Source organism: Leptospira fainei serovar Hurstbridge str. BUT 6 (genome assembly GCF_000306235.2).
GTDB lineage: Bacteria > Spirochaetota > Leptospiria > Leptospirales > Leptospiraceae > Leptospira_B > Leptospira_B fainei.
In genome coordinates this window covers 1244336-1259472 of the sequence record NZ_AKWZ02000010.1, presented here as the reverse complement: position 1 = coordinate 1259472, position 15137 = coordinate 1244336, and the positions used below count along the sequence as shown (strand labels likewise).

General features: G+C 43.5%; 15 protein-coding genes. 5 read left to right on the top strand and 10 right to left on the bottom strand.

Features of this window, described 5'->3' with window-relative positions; all coding sequences use genetic code 11:
* Positions 1-747 (top strand): hypothetical protein, encoded by a 747-nt coding sequence (locus tag LEP1GSC058_RS15040; RefSeq protein ID WP_016550949.1) that lies wholly within the window; start codon positions 1-3, stop codon positions 745-747.
* 69 nt (positions 748-816) lie between these two features.
* Here LEP1GSC058_RS15040 and LEP1GSC058_RS15035 read toward each other — a convergent pair whose 3' ends face one another.
* The 10 genes from LEP1GSC058_RS15035 to LEP1GSC058_RS20360 all read right to left on the bottom strand — a co-directional run bounded on the left by LEP1GSC058_RS15035 (position 817) and on the right by LEP1GSC058_RS20360 (position 10351).
* Complete coding sequence (locus LEP1GSC058_RS15035; protein WP_010571695.1) at positions 817-1098, bottom strand: phasin-related domain-containing protein; 282 nt, start codon at positions 1096-1098, stop codon at positions 817-819.
* Positions 1099-1309: 211 nt separating this feature from the next.
* Entirely contained in the window at positions 1310-2908 is a 1599-nt protein-coding gene (gene pckA / locus LEP1GSC058_RS15030; protein WP_016550818.1) for a phosphoenolpyruvate carboxykinase (ATP), read from the bottom strand.
* Between the two features lie 149 nt (positions 2909-3057).
* A complete protein-coding gene (locus LEP1GSC058_RS15025) occupies positions 3058-4341 on the bottom strand; it encodes a PIN/TRAM domain-containing protein (RefSeq protein ID WP_016550268.1) in 1284 nt (427 codons plus the stop codon).
* Positions 4342-4382: 41 nt separating this feature from the next.
* Positions 4383-4937: a CarD family transcriptional regulator gene (locus tag LEP1GSC058_RS15020; protein ID WP_010417048.1), complete on the bottom strand. Its 555-nt coding sequence runs from the start codon at positions 4935-4937 to the stop codon at positions 4383-4385.
* A 126-nt stretch (positions 4938-5063) separates the two neighbouring features.
* Positions 5064-5744 carry a hypothetical protein gene (locus tag LEP1GSC058_RS15015; protein WP_016550909.1) on the bottom strand — a complete coding sequence of 227 codons (681 nt, stop codon included), beginning with the start codon at positions 5742-5744 and terminating at the stop codon, positions 5064-5066.
* Positions 5745-5907: 163 nt separating this feature from the next.
* Entirely contained in the window at positions 5908-6672 is a 765-nt protein-coding gene (locus LEP1GSC058_RS15010; protein WP_016549909.1) for a cytochrome c oxidase subunit 3 family protein, read from the bottom strand.
* On the bottom strand, positions 6659-8260 hold the full coding sequence (gene ctaD / locus LEP1GSC058_RS15005; RefSeq protein ID WP_039948425.1) for a cytochrome c oxidase subunit I: 1602 nt from the start codon (positions 8258-8260) through the stop codon (positions 6659-6661). The genes LEP1GSC058_RS15010 and ctaD overlap by 14 nt, the downstream gene beginning before the upstream one ends.
* Positions 8261-8271: 11 nt before the next feature.
* Entirely contained in the window at positions 8272-9294 is a 1023-nt protein-coding gene (gene coxB, locus LEP1GSC058_RS15000) for a cytochrome c oxidase subunit II (RefSeq protein ID WP_156860692.1), read from the bottom strand.
* A 21-nt stretch (positions 9295-9315) separates the two neighbouring features.
* On the bottom strand, positions 9316-10116 hold the full coding sequence (locus tag LEP1GSC058_RS14995) for an SCO family protein (protein WP_039948690.1): 801 nt from the start codon (positions 10114-10116) through the stop codon (positions 9316-9318).
* A 76-nt stretch (positions 10117-10192) separates the two neighbouring features.
* The gene (locus LEP1GSC058_RS20360) at positions 10193-10351 is read right to left on the bottom strand and encodes a hypothetical protein (RefSeq protein ID WP_016549533.1); all 159 of its coding nucleotides are present in this window, start codon (positions 10349-10351) and stop codon (positions 10193-10195) included.
* Between the two features lie 417 nt (positions 10352-10768).
* Between LEP1GSC058_RS20360 and LEP1GSC058_RS14990 the strand changes: the two genes are divergently transcribed.
* The 4 genes from LEP1GSC058_RS14990 to LEP1GSC058_RS14975 all read left to right on the top strand — a co-directional run bounded on the left by LEP1GSC058_RS14990 (position 10769) and on the right by LEP1GSC058_RS14975 (position 15130).
* On the top strand, positions 10769-11707 hold the full coding sequence (locus tag LEP1GSC058_RS14990) for a COX15/CtaA family protein (protein ID WP_016550696.1): 939 nt from the start codon (positions 10769-10771) through the stop codon (positions 11705-11707).
* A 4-nt stretch (positions 11708-11711) separates the two neighbouring features.
* On the top strand, positions 11712-12578 hold the full coding sequence (cyoE, locus tag LEP1GSC058_RS14985; RefSeq protein WP_016549940.1) for a heme o synthase: 867 nt from the start codon (positions 11712-11714) through the stop codon (positions 12576-12578).
* 172 nt (positions 12579-12750) lie between these two features.
* Positions 12751-14760 carry a M48 family metallopeptidase gene (locus LEP1GSC058_RS14980; RefSeq protein ID WP_016550526.1) on the top strand — a complete coding sequence of 670 codons (2010 nt, stop codon included), beginning with the start codon at positions 12751-12753 and terminating at the stop codon, positions 14758-14760.
* Positions 14761-14785: 25 nt separating this feature from the next.
* Complete coding sequence (locus tag LEP1GSC058_RS14975; protein ID WP_232224709.1) at positions 14786-15130, top strand: DUF6150 family protein; 345 nt, start codon at positions 14786-14788, stop codon at positions 15128-15130.
* Positions 15131-15137 lie beyond the last annotated feature (7 nt).

Genomic DNA, 15137 nt, shown 5'->3' with positions numbered 1-15137 from the left:
GTGGGCTTATGCCAACCGGATCAGAACGTCCCTTTTTCTTGCGGAGCTTGCTGCGGTCTCTTTAACTTACAAATTTCTCCGGATAAACTTAGAACCATATTAGAGGATCGAACCAGCGAGTTCCGGCGGATGGTGGATTTTACGCGACCGTATACGATGGCTGAATTTCGTAAACAGAGAGAAGCTAAAGAAAAAGATCTCGAAAGAAAAGATCCGCTTACGTACAACTGCCCCTTCCTCGGAAAACTTACCGGACCTTTACCTTCGAACAGCGAAGAAGAAAGCACTAAGGTACATTCTAGAATCGGTTGTATGATTCATCCGATTTATACTGGCGATCCCAAAAGCCAGAACTATTCGTTTTATGGATCTTCCATTTGTCAGACTTATGATTGTAGAAATAAGGAGAGAAGCCGATCGCAGGATTGGGAAAAGATTTTCGCCGATCTTTCTGACGACTCATTTTCCTATTCTTCCCTTGCTTCGGATTATAGAACCATTGATTTGATAGAAGGCTATCTGCGGGAAGAAGGCTTTTCCGAAACCGATTGGTTTACCGGGGAAAGAGACCGGATTATCGGCTTCCTAAAGCAAAAATTCGAAAATGAGATTTCTCTTTGGAACACATCATTTGAACTCGAAATGGAAAGTCCTCCGCCGATTTCTTATAAGGAAAGACTCGCAAACTGGCTGGGAATTTCAACCAGCCATTTGCTGTTTTCACCGGGATCCATTTCCGACGAATAAAAACAAAGTTCCCTTCTCACTCGATGTTCTATCCCGATCTTTTATGTTGCGAGAGAAGGTGAATATTAATCACGATTGACCGGCGGTCCCGTTCGATCCTTTTTTGCTGACCGTTTTCTTAACTTCTTCGACTTTCGTATTAACTTGGCCGGCAAGTCCTTCAACGGAACGTAACGCATCTTCGATATACTTGCGAAGATTCACGGCAACTTCTCCTTGGTCCTGCGCGCCTTTAGTAGAAAGCTCTTTAAATTCCTTCTCCACTTTAAGAAGGATACTGTCTGCTTGTTCACGCAGCGTTTTCGCCGCTCCTATGGCAAAATTAAGAGCTTCTTTTATTTCCTTTTCCATTGCTACATTCCTTTACAATTCAGACTCTATGATTTCACGTTTTCTTTTTTCATCACCCGTTTTCGCGAGTATGCAATACCATAGAATTCCGTAGTAAAATTATTATGCACCGCACAATCCCTTGTCAAGCGGGTTTCAATTTAGCATAACATCCGGGTAAAAAAAAGAGCGGAGAATATCTCCGCTCTTTTTCCTTGAAATCATTTTTCCGTTAAGAAAGTTTCGGACCGAATGCAGTGAAATCGTAATCCTTGGATCCTTCTACGTATTTTTTGAAGTTCTCGATGAACATACCGGCTAACTTTTTAGAAGTTTCATCGTACGCCGATTTATCCGCCCAAGCCTCGCGAGGATCTAGAATGGAGCTATCCACTCCCTCGACAGTTTTAGGATATTCAACTTGGAAAATCGGGTGCTTTACAAACTGAGCCTTGTCGATGTTTCCATTCATAATCTCGTCGATAATCTTACGAGTTGAAGGCAGGTTCATCCTTTTACCCACTCCGTAAGGTCCGCCGACTAATCCCGTATTCATAAGATACGCGCGAACTTTATGTTTACGCATTTTTTCACCCAATAGTTTCGCATAAACTGTCGGATGCAAAGTCATGAACGCCGCGCCGAAGCAAGCGGAGAAAGTCGCAGTAGGCTCCTTAATTCCGCGCTCGGTTCCGGCAACCTTAGCGGTATATCCGGAAAGGAAATGATACATCGCCTGTTCGATTGAGAGTTTTGATACGGGAGGCAATACCCCGAACGCGTCATACGTAAGGAAAATAATCACTTTCGGATGATCGCCTTTAGACGGGACCTGAATGTTTTTGATGTGGTAAATCGGATAAGAAACACGGGTGTTTTCGGTTTTTGCAGCGGAGGTGTAGTCTACCACTTTCGTCTTCTCATCGTAGACCACGTTTTCCAAAAGTGCATCGCGTCGGATCGCTTCGTAAATTTCCGGTTCCGTTTTAGGATCCAGATTAATCACTTTTGCGTAACAGCCGCCTTCGATATTAAAGATTCCGTTATCATCCCAACCATGTTCGTCGTCACCGATCAGTTTACGATGAGGATCGGTTGATAAAGTCGTTTTCCCGGTTCCGGAAAGTCCGAAGAACAAAGCGGTATCTCCGTCTTTGTTTCCGATATTCGCGGAACAATGCATAGAAAGGATTCCCTGGAGAGGTAACTTATAATTCATTACCGAGAAAATCCCTTTCTTCATCTCTCCGCCGTATTCAGTTCCACCGATGATGCAGATTTTTTTACCTAGGTGGAAAATTACGAATACATCGGAGTTGAGTCCATGCTCTTTGTATTTTTCGTTTTTAACGCCGCAAGCATTGATAATGGTGAATTCAGGAAGTAGGTTGGCTAATTCTTCCTTAGTAGGACGCAGGAACATATTAGTACAAAAGTGATGTTGCCAAGCCTTCTCGGAAACAACACGAAGGCCCATGCGAGTTTCCGGATTGGCGCCTGCATATCCGTCGAATACATAGAGTTTTTTACCCTTCAGGTAATTAATACATTTTGCATGTAATTCTTCGAAAATCTGGTCTGAGACTTTAAAATTGATGTGGGACCACCAAATGTTTCCGTTAGAAGAAGGTTCATCCACAAAATACTTATCTTTGGGAGAACGTCCGGTAAATATTCCGGTATCTACCATCATAGTACCGTTGGAAGAAATGACTGTTTCGCCGTTATTCTTTTCGTGTTCGAATATTTCGTCGTAGGAAAGGTTATGGAAGACTTCGGAGGGCTCGAGACCGAGCTCCTTCAGTCCCTTCACTTGCGTCTGGGCCTGCATCTGGTGCTCCTTGCTGTTCTATTTCAAATATTTTCGGGTTCGAGATAGCGTCAATTCGGAACCTGAACCAATTTCTTTCAAGATTCAGGTAAATCCGTTATTCTGTCTCATTTGGAGAGGACCCTAGAACGAGTCCTCTCCTGATAAGCTTATTGCTGTTGTTGCTGATCCTGGAAATCTTTGCGATTTCCGTAATCATCCCCGCGGTCCGGATTCCGGTTGCGATTACGGTCTTGGTAATCTCTCCGATTATTTCTATCTTCGTTTCCACCGCGCTCGGAACGGTCGGGGCGATTACCTCGCTCCTCACCTTTCTCTTGCTGTCCGCGCTCTTGACGCTCTCCGCCTCGGTCGAAATTTCGATCGCCACCGCCGCGATTGCGATTGTCACGATCACCGCGTTCGCCTTTCTCGTGGCCGCCACCGTTGGAATTCGCTTTTGTGAAGATCATCTTACCCGCTGCGGTTTGGATAATGGAGGTTACGGTAACTTTTACTTCCTTACCGACGAGATGGCCTCCGTTCTCGATGACGACCATCGTGCCGTCTTCGAGATAACCGATACCTTGGTTTTCGTCTTTGCCTTCTTTAATGACTTGGATTCCAAGTTCTTCTCCCGGCAAAACGACCGGCTTCAGGGCGTTAGCAAGAGTGTTTAAATTTAACACCTTTACTCCCTGGAGTTCGGCGACTTTATTCAGATTGAAATCATTCGTTACGATCTTACCGCCGGTATCACGAGCCAATTTAATCAACTTAGCGTCGACTTCTCTCGTGTCAGAATAATCTTTATACGTGATTTTAACTTCGATGGATCCCTTTCGTTGAAGCTTATTCAACATTTCAAGGCCGCGCCTTCCGCGCGCTCTCTTGATTGGATCTGAAGAATCACTGATTAATTGAATTTCCCGAAGAACGAAGTTCGGAAGTATCAATGGACCATCGATAAAATGCGTATCGGCGATATCTAAGATACGTCCGTCGATAACGACAGAAGTATCCAGGATTTTATCGCGGACTTCGTCCTTGTTAATGACAGCGACTCCGAACGGATCCAATCCTTGGTGTCCGCCGGCGCCTCCCCCTCCGAAAATGGAAAGTCCCGGTTCTCTAGCAAATGCCTTACCGACTCTAGCGCCAAAGAGACCCAAAATCAAATACAATGCGAGGTTTAATTCTTCAAATCGGATGATGGTTCCTAGAAACCACGCGACAACGAATCCTAATAATACTCCTACCCCAACGCAGAAAATAACATCCGCACGAAATTTAGGAAATAGTTTTGCTTCTCCAAATAATAGTACAAGAGAAACCACGAGGACCAGTCCGGAAAGAGAACCAGCGAGAACCCAATCTTGGGTTTGCTTCTGCGTTACAAAAAACGACAGAGAGGAAAGGAGGATAGCCGTAAGGCCTTTGTATAGGTAACCCATAACTCAAATCCTTCAAATATAGACTCGAGTTTTAGTCGGAATTATTCTTCGTCGACGACTACTGCTACTTTGTCACCGACAGCGAAAGAGCTGGCCAACACATCAGAGACAAGGTTCCCCGCTTCTTCTTGAGAAACTCCCTTGCTTAAGGCAACTTCCATTTTCACGAGATTGTATGCGCTCTCGTAGAGCTTCCGCTCCATAATAGATAGTTCCTTACCGTTTGCTCTGCGAAATAGATTTCTGCAGACATCCGCTACTTCGAAAATCGAACCGGATTTAATTTTATTCAGGTTATTTTGGTACCTGATCTTCCAATCCTCTTCCGTATCGACTTCATCTTTCTTGAGTAAATTGATGACTTTCTTGATATCCTTTTTGTCGATGATCGGTCGAATTCCGACCTGTTTCGCTTTATCGACAGGGATCATCACTTTCATCTTGCTACCCTGGATTTCCATGACGTAGCATTCTTTTTTCTTACCCAGGATAACTTTTTTAGCGATTTCGGTGATTTCACCAACACCGTGGATCGGATAAACGACGTAGTCGCCTACGCCATGCTCGTAGCCAGATTGTTTCTTTTTGCTAGCCAATTAGGTATTAAGACTTCCGTTAAAACTCTGCTCAAAAATATAGCAAATTTTTGGCAGAAGTCAAGGAAAAAAAGGGTTTTGTTAAATTACCTGTAATTTAACCGATTTTCTTTATATTCCCGAGTATTATCGCTTTGTTTTATGGATCTGGGAGCCGTGAAAAATCGGATCATTGAGCGGTCGAATGGAATCTAAAGCTTGAGTCGCTTCCGCCTTTCCGTAAAAATAACCGATGAAAAGTTCCCCTTGCCCGGAACGAAAAATTCGACCCTGAAATTCGGGCTTGGCTCTCAATAATTTTTTTCCAACTTCCATCGCTTCTAAAGAATCACTGGTCGGAATGGAAATAAAATAATTCTCGCGATCGGATCGCGCAGGAAATTTCAGACCGTTACTTCCGGAAGAAGGCTTTTCTTCGGTCCGCTCCGAAACTTTGTTTTCCTGCTTTTGAACCGAATCAGATTTTGATTCTGGTTGGTCGGAATTCTCACGTTGCTCGATCGTTTCCGGCGGATTTTTGCGCGAAAGCTTACCGGTATTATAAAAAGATTGAGCTTCATTCTGTGCGAAAGCCTGCTCTTTTTGATCCAGACGCAAGCCGACTACAACACCTGCCGTAAAGAGAGAAATTGCTCCGATTAAAACTAAAAAAAGCGAACGGGAACTCGGAAATGAACGGATAGGCGAGGTCGAGCCCCTAATATGCTGTATGGTTTGGACGGTCGGTTGGGAATCAAGGGGTCGATTAGCGGCCCCTCCTCTAATTCCGGTTTGTTTCAGTCTGCGCGAATAATCGATATTTTGCATGATTCAATCCGACATGAGACCTAACTCAGAGTGGCAGATCTCTTACTATATAATATCGGCCATCGGCCCAATTTTGGGCGCGGAAAAATACAATTAGGAGTGAAATGAAAATAAAAAGGCCGGTAAAAAGACCGGCCTTTCCGAAACTAGTTTGGAGAAATTCCTATCCGACTAAATAAAGAAGTGGGAAGAGATATATCCAAATCAAGTCGACTACGTGCCAGAAGAGACCTACGCCTTCCACCGGAGTATAGTATTCAGGACCGACTTTATTTCTAACTACCTTCATCAATACCCAGAAAATTAAGAAAGCCCCTGCGAGAACGTGCAACCCGTGAATTCCGGTCATCACAAAGTAAAATCCAAAAAATAAAGGCCAGTTTTTGGTATCATTCAATAGACGCAGATGCTTATATTCTTCTTCGTCCATGTGAAGTTTGTGCTCGCGCTCTTCCGCCGAAACTTCGCCAGCTTCTTTGACCAAGGCCGCCACTTTTGTGGTAGTTCTCGCTTCGTCGGTATAAGCATACTTACCGGGAACCGTTCCGACATGGAATTTATGGGTGTATTCAAAGTATTTTACGACCATGAATATTGCGGCGCAGAGGATCGTAACTGTGAGAGCAATGATCGCTTTATTTTTCATTCCTCGCTGCACATAGTTGATTCCCAAAGCCATCGTAAAGGAACTAAATAAAAGAACTACAGTGTTCACAGCCCCCATCGATACGGAGAGTTGCTTACTACCTGCATGGAAAATCTGAGGATATAGCGAATGGTAAATCGCATATCCAACAAAAAGGCCACCGAACATAAGAATTTCGGTAACTAGAAAAAGCCAAATCCCTTGCTTGGAGGATTGGTATTGGTGTTCCGCGCTATCAAAATGGTGAGCGTGGTGAAAACCCGCGTGATTAGCGGTACTCATAGGGTCCTCCTGAAACTACTGGGGTCTTATCAAAGTTTTCGTGTGGTGGCGGAGAAGGAATCGTCCATTCGAGAGTCTTTCCACCCCAAGGATCGTTGCCTGCTTCTTTGCCAGCGATTAATCCGTGAATGACTGCAATAAGTCCGACGATGAATCCGGTTCCGATTAGCCAGGATCCGAACGTAGACATTTGGTTCAATTCCGTAAACGTGGGAAGATAATCGTAGTATCTACGAGGCATTCCCATCGCTCCTAAAATGAACTGCGGATAGAAGGTAACATTGAATCCGGAAAAAATAAATACCCAGGAGATTCTTCCAAGAAGATCGCTGGTCATCTTTCCCGTAACTTTCGGGAACCAATAAATCAACGCTCCCATCAATGCCATTAAGGTTCCACCAACCATCACATAATGGAAGTGAGCGACCACGAAGTATGTATCGTGGAAGTGTATGTCCATCCCGGTTGAAGCAAGATAAACTCCCGTCAAACCGCCAATGGTGAAAAGGAACATGAAGCCGAGAGCAAATAGCATCGGTGCGTCCAATCTAACGCTTCCCTTGTACATCGTGGAAATCCAGTTGAACAATTTGATCGCCGTCGGAACTCCCACGAGCATCGTGATTACCGAAAATAGCAATCCGGCAAATTCCGATTGTCCGGAAACGAACATATGGTGTCCCCAAACCAAGAAGGAAACTCCTGCAATCGCCAAAGAGGAGTAAGCGATCGCCGTGTATCCGAAGATAACTTTACGAGAGAATGTCGCTACTAATTCGGAAATAACACCCATCGCCGGTAAAATCATGATGTAAACGGCCGGGTGAGAATAGAACCAGAAGAAGTGTTGGAACAACACCGGATCACCGCCTAATTGCGGATCAAAGATTCCGACGCCTAATGCCTTTTCTGCTATTAACAGAAGTAAGGTAATTGCCAAAACCGGAGTCGCTAAAACTTGCAAAATAGCGGTTGAATAAAGCGCCCATACCATCAAAGGAATTCGGTTCATCGTCATCCCAGGAGCTCGAAGCTTGTGCGTCGTTACGATGAAATTCAATCCGGTTAGAATCGAGGAGAACCCGATGATAAAGACTCCGAGAACCAAGGGAATCACACCCATTCCTGTTTTGATAGAGGAATACGGAGTGTAAAAGGTCCAACCAGTATCGACTCGATCCATAAACAGTGTGGAACTGGTGATTGCCGCTCCAATCATGAGCATATACCAGCTCATTAAATTCAAGCGCGGAAAGGCAACGTCTTTAGCTCCGATCATGATTGGAAGAACTAAGTTTCCGAAAATTGCCGGAATCCCGGGAACGATCACCATGAATACCATGATGGCACCGTGGTAAGTCATCATACGGTTGTAAATATCCGCTTCAAATAACGTTTTTCCCGGAGTAAAAAGCTCTGCACGAACTAAGAGTGCAAAGATTCCACCTAAAAGGAAAAAACTCATGATCGCGAGGAAATACATGATCCCGATCCGCTTGTGATCCAAAGTGGTGAGCCAGGACCAGATCCCTTTTTGGTGATTCAGGAAGTTATGTTTACTGTGTGCGCTAGTGGCGGCCTGTGACATTGTCCGTGCTCCTATTTAAGCGTCTTAATAAATTCGGTGATATCACGAATCTGCTCGTCGTTTACCCGTCCTTGAAAGGAAGGCATTGCAGGCGGATAACCTGCGACTATTTTAGCAGTCGGAACTAAGATGGATTGCTTAATATAATCGTCATTACCGGTAGTAGAGGAACCGTCAGCAAAATCCCTTTTATTCCCATATAGTCCCTTGAATGTAGGACCTACGATTCGAGAGCCGTCGAGAGAGTGACAGCTATTGCAACCTAACTCGGTATATAACGACTTACCCTTATCGGCAGGATTCGCATTCCCAGCGTTCGCTGCAGCGGCTTTTTGTTGATCAATCCAAGCAGTATATTGCTCGGAATCTACGACACGAATTAAGGCCATCATGTTGGAATGGGCTGTTCCGCAGTATTCAGTACAGAAAACCGTAAAATCTCCCTTCTCGATCGGAGTGAATGTAAATGTAGTTCTACGACCGGGAACCGCATCGATCTTATTCCGGAAAGCAGGAACATAGAAACTATGAAGTACGTCATCGGAAGTAATAATGAATCGGATTATCTTTCCGACCGGAACCACAACGACGCCCGGTTTGAAAAGTGTTGAACTCGCAATTTCCGGATTTAGCTTATCGGAAGTCGGGCTATTGATTTTAAATCCATCCTTGTATTGGAAGGACCAGGCCCACTGGCGAGCGGTAACGTGAACTTCCACGTCGCCTTTCACTCCGATTTTGCGCAAATCGTCAAAAACCACCCAGCCCCAGCCAAAGATTACCATCATGATCACGAACGGAATGAAGGACCAAAGAAACTCTGCTAAAGTGTTATGAGTGATATAAGCACTTTTTTGAGTGTCTGAAAGTCTTCTATACCGAATGATAAAGATTGTCATTCCTCCAATGAGGATGACGAAGGAAATCAAGCCGGAAATGAGTAGAAACGCATAGAGATAATCCACACCTGCTGCTTCGGCAGAGGCCGGAACCGGCATAAAGCTCGTGGCCGTAATAAAATGGTACCAGTTCATCGGATCGAAATCACTCCTTCCTTATGTGTTGATAGTCGAGTTTTGTTTCTTCCAAAATAGGAATAAGAACGCTGCGAGGACGATCATAGTTATGAAAGCGCCGATTCGCATGATATTGTAAGCGTATAATGTATACCTATTTTTGGATGGATCAAATTGGAAGCAAAAAAGGGCAATCCGGTCGCTCAAATCGCCGATTTTACCGTTGCTTGCTTCTACGAGAGATAAACGAAGAGTTCTCTCATCGAAAGAAATTCCTTTTAAATACCGAGAAATCTTTCCGTCGGGAGTAATGATGTAAGCAACGGATTCATGCACCCATTGCTCGGTTTCCGGATTCCATTTATAGGAAAAGCCTAAGCTAGAAGCGAGAGCCTTGATTTCCGGATCTTTTCCGGTTAAAAAACTCCAACCGTTCCCGTCGCCCCGGCCATAATCTTTTATGTAAGCTGCTTTTTTCGGTTTTGCTATTTCCGGCTTTTCTTTCGGGTCGAAACTCACAGCTACATATTTGAATTCCTTTCCGACTTGCCAATTTAGCTGCTTTAGAACGTCTGAAATTCCGTTTAAATGAAAATTACAGAGTGTCGGGCAACGATAGTAAATAAGAGTTAAAAGAAGAGGTTTTCCATCTTCCAGATAACTTCCTATCTTAACTTCTTTTCCGTCTTCGTTAACAAAAACAAGATTCTTATCAATCGAATCCCCGAGTTTCTCCACAACCCCCACCCCCTGCAGTTCAGGCGGGACTACATGAGGGGCAATTTGTTTTTCCGTATCAAAGGAAAGGATTGAGAAAAACGGGACAGCTATAGCTAAGATCGCTGTTAAACGAAATAAATATTTCGGAACAAATCGGGGATTCAAGTGGGAAAGCCCGCGAAAGCCTTTTCCTTCCTTACTTCGCTTGAGTTGCAGCCGAAGACGGTGCGACATGATTGTAATCTTTCACGCCGTGATGCATGAACGAAAGATAAACGAAGTATAGAACATTTGCGGCTAACACCACAATAAAAGTCCAAAATCCAGCTTTGTTGTAATGGTCGTTCTGGCTCATTGAGGAACAACTCCTAGTTGGTAAGAGGAAAAACGACTCACGCCTCTTAGGAAGCGGAATCACCAACCAATGTCAAAGGGTGCGGTTTTTTTTGGAAGCGTTTTTGCTCCGGAGAAATATCTTCATAGTTTCCTGACATAAGTTTAGGAATAAAATCGCCGCACAGAAATGGCGGAGGCGCACTTTGAGCAAAATAAGAAGTTTTAAAATTTTCTTTCCCAAAATGCGGAATCAGTTTTGTCTCGTTTATCGAAAGAACTCGTCGTTCTTCCCGAAAATCGTCCGGAAACTTTCTCTAAATTCTGCATGAGATTCATTCTCAGAGAAGAATCAGAAAGCAAATCCCAAATATCTTGCCCCCATATGAGCCGCACTGACTATGGTAATCGAAGGCGACCGCACCCGGGAAATTCCTAAATGGCAAATTCGAGCTCTTCTCAAATTCGCAAATTCACCCTCTATTTAATCATCTATTCGGCGTTGATTTTTCTGAATTTACTATATGGTCCGCTGGTGAGGGCTACGGATTCCGGTTTGGCTTGTCCGGACTGGCCACTTTGCTTTGGCAAAGTGTTCCCCGATTTTGATTTCGGGATTTTTATGGAAGTAGGGCATCGCTATTATTCCATGATATTAGGTTTCATACTAATCGGCGGGACTGTTTGGACCGCGACTTCCCGGGAACTGAGACGGCCGTTTTTGAAATTTTTCATTATCGGACTCCTCTTAATCGCGTCCCAAGCAAACTTAGGCAGATTAACGGTTACCTTATTACTGGATCCGACTTCGGTTAATCTGCATTTATTGAACGCCATTTTATTTTTACTCTGCATCGTTACCGCGAATTTGAAAGCATCGGAAATCGAAAAGGACGGGGACTCCGGTGAATTTATTTCCTTCGGAAGTTTATTCAAAAAAGAACAGATCGTAATTTTTATAGGCGTCTTACTCGTATTATTTCAAATTATTTTAGGCGGGAGAGTAAGCTCTCATTATGCAGGTTTAGCTTGCCCGGAATTCCCTACTTGTAACGGAGAATGGATCCCTACCGTGTACGAAGAAAAAACAGCCATCCAAGTCCAGCATCGCTTCGGAGCCTATTTGGTTCTACTCTTCGTGCTTATAGTCAATCTTTACGGATCATTGAAGGACTTTTCACCAAAGGTGAAGAATTACATTAGAATCTCCGTTGCTCTCGTTCTATTTCAGTTCTTATTAGGCATCCTAAATGTGTTGTATAAACTTCCCAAATTAGTCACTGCTGCTCATACCGGCGTTGCCGTACTGTTACTTTCTGCGCTCTATACTGTGTGGATCCTTCGGGCCAGAGAATTGACAAAGGAACAGGTTTCCTAACGCTATGAATAATTTTTTTACCGACTGGAACCTGATGATTAAACCAAGAGTATCGTCGTTAGTTCTAGCCACCGCCGTCCCCGGTTTATATTTAGGCGCCCCGACATCGCCGACCGCACTGTTGGTTTTTGCGACATTATTCGGAACTTTTTTGATGTCTTCAGCCTCTTTCATCTTCAATCAAGTCATTGAAAAAGATCGTGACTCGAAAATGAAACGAACTGCGAATCGACCGATCCCCACGGGAAGAATCAGCTCCTTAAAGGCGTCAACGGTAGGATTCATAATGATGGCGCTTTCGTTTGCCATCCTGTACTACTTTGCAAATTTATTAACCGCTCTTTGTGCATTTTCCGCACTAATCGCTTACGTCTTTTTGTACACGATACTTTTGAAACCGAGAACACATCAAAATATTGTAATAGGCGGCGTTGCAGGTTGCGTCGGCCCGTTAATCGGATATGCGGCCGTCAGCAATTCATTGCCATTACCTTCCTGGATTCTTTTTTTAATGATCTTTCTTTGGACGCCGGTGCATTTTTGGGCCTTGGCTATTTTTCTAAAAGAAGATTACAGTGATGCAAATTTTCCCATGCTTCCGGTCGTAAAGGGAGTCAAGGAGACAGTAAGGTCGATCCTATTTTATACTGTCCTGTATATCGGCTCGGTCATCGCGTTCTACTGGGCGGAACCAAGCATGGGCGTTCTATATATGGCCTCTTCAATTTTTCTTAGCGCGGCAATACTTTATCTTTCCGTTAAGCTTTTTCTCAATCCGGAGCCGAAATTCGCCAGGGGATTTTTCTTTTTCAGCATCGTACACCTTTTCTTAGTCAATATCATAATTTTAGTGGACCACGCAATTACCTGATTGCGAATTCTCCGCCGGCATTTCCTCAAAATGTCCGCCGAGTCCACTAACCTATTTTCTTGATGCATTCGGGAATAATTTATTGAACTAGTTCTAAATGACCTCTGATTATTTAGTTTCCGGTTGACATTCGAATTTTTGACTGGTATGTTTCCCAGCCGGAGCTACCGCTATGCGCCCTTCAAACAAAGAAAAGTCTTTCCTAAAATCATCTAAATTTTTGCTCTTTGCACTATTCTATTTTAGCGCCACATTTTCGACAACGGCGCAAGAAAAGGAAATTTCATTCGACTCGGAACTTTATGCTCAGCTAGTCAGACAGAGTAACGTTCAGTTTGCGAATCTAATCAAAACTAAGACGGTTTTACCCGATTACAAAGACTGGAAAAAATCCATCGATAATGCGTTCGCAAGATTATCTCAGAACTCGGGAAATCCTCCATTCCCTATAGTTTATAAAATCGTTAAAGATCCCTCTTTCAACGCCTTCGCTATGGCCGGCGGCCAATTTTGCATTCATTCCGGCGCTCTGGATTCTCTGGATCAAATCATCTCCCAACGGGAAGCAAATGCCGCAAGCAACCTCGACTTCCATCGAGAACGATACATCGCAGGCGTGCTTTCGCATGAATTATCTCACTTTTATAATAAACATGTTTTAAACAGCGTAAAAAAATTCTATGCTTTGAAAAACGAGGAAGCCGGGAAGGCCTTTCTCGAGAACACTAAATTCTCTCAGGAGCAAGAACTTGACGCGGACCAAACGGGCTTATTTTTATTGGATAGAGCCGGTTACGGCGGAGAGTATATGTTGGTTACTCTCCAAGCCTTAAATGAAGTCGAGCAATCGTATAAAGATTCATTAGCGGCTTCTAAAGCGGATAAAACGAGAACCGAATTAGTCGGATCGTCTTATTTTTCCAGTCATCCCTCTCCGAACGAACGCCTATCCCGTTTAAATACGGATAAGAAAGATTTATATTCCTTTTTGGCGACTATGGAGAGAACCTTCGACGACATCCAGTTAGGCAAAAATCTAGACCAATCGAGAACAAATTTAGAAGATGCAATTAAGCGCTACCCGGAGAATATTTATTTAAGTAAGGCGTTAGCGATCTGCCTGCACAAAATTTGGATGGCTACCGTTTCAAGCGAAGAACTCAAAGTCAAGCCCGTGATTGATATGCCTTCCTTTCGAGACAGCATGATTTTTCCCCAAGAAAAGAAGCAACGAGCGGTTTTCAGAACGGTTCCGGGCAATGAAGCCGCTTATAACAAAGCTTTAGAATATTATAGAACGATAATTCTCAAAATAGACGACCCTTATTTCTTATCCAATTACGCGGTTCTACTTTCTTATTCCGCCGACGATAAGGATTTGGATGTAGCGGTAAGTATCGCGACGAAGGCATTCCAGGCCGAGGGAACCGTTCCGTTAGCCAATAATCTTGGAGTAGTATTATATTGGACAAATCGTAAAGAGGAAGCGCGGGAACTTTTTAATCGACTGGCAATTTCGATAGATCAGAAGGTTAATAATCTCTTAGCTCAAAGTTCCAAGAACCCCCAAGTTGCGGATTATCTAAAGACTATAGTCAACTCGACGGCTCAGAAACAGCGGATCGATCCCGACTATATTTATGAGAATTTCACCCCTCTTCTAAATATCGCGCTACTGGAATCGTATAATAGTCTTGATGCTAAGTCCAAAAATTTGGCAAATTATTATCTGAATAATTACGATTCAACTTCCGGTTGGGCAAAGGTATTGGCGAAAATTCAGAATATTGAATTACCTCCGCCTCCCGCGAAAGATTCCAAACTAACTTTGAAAGTAGGCGGGGTCGGGCCTGGCGATAAATTGGAAGACCTTTTAAAAAATTGGGGAAAACCGAAACGGATCCAGACAGACAAATCAAGCGGGTTGGAATACTTTATCTACGATAATAAAGACACTGCGTTCGTCCTGGACATGGGACAAGTTGTACAGATAAAAGTTCTCGGCGAGTCAAGCCCCGGTTTAGGCAACGGAGTTACCGTAGGTGCGACAAGACCGACTACTGAAAAATTCTTGGGATCTAAGTACAAAAAGCAGGGGGAATTTCACGATTACTACGAAAAAGGGGATACGTTCGTGAAATATAATAAAAAAGGAAAAATAGAAATGTTAATTATTCAGTAATGTCTTTATGCATTATAAAAGATTTATGAATAAACTGATTCCGATTGTGTTTGCCGGAGTATTCGGCGCTTTTCCGATATTTTCCGGAGAAATTTATTTAACGGACCGCCATCTACAATCTCCCGATTTAAGGATATATTTTACCAAATCCAAATCGGATGCGGATATTGTCGTTTATGTAACCAAATACAGATACGATGCAAAAGGTAAGGATGAGATCTGGTACTATACGAATTATTCATCGGATGCAAATGCAAAAGTTTCCGTTACTTCGAGCAAATCGAGCGCCGATTTGATCGTCTATATCACCGATCATAAGACCGATGCCGGATGGAAAAAATCCAGTTCCTATCGAGGAAGATTACATTAGAATTTCT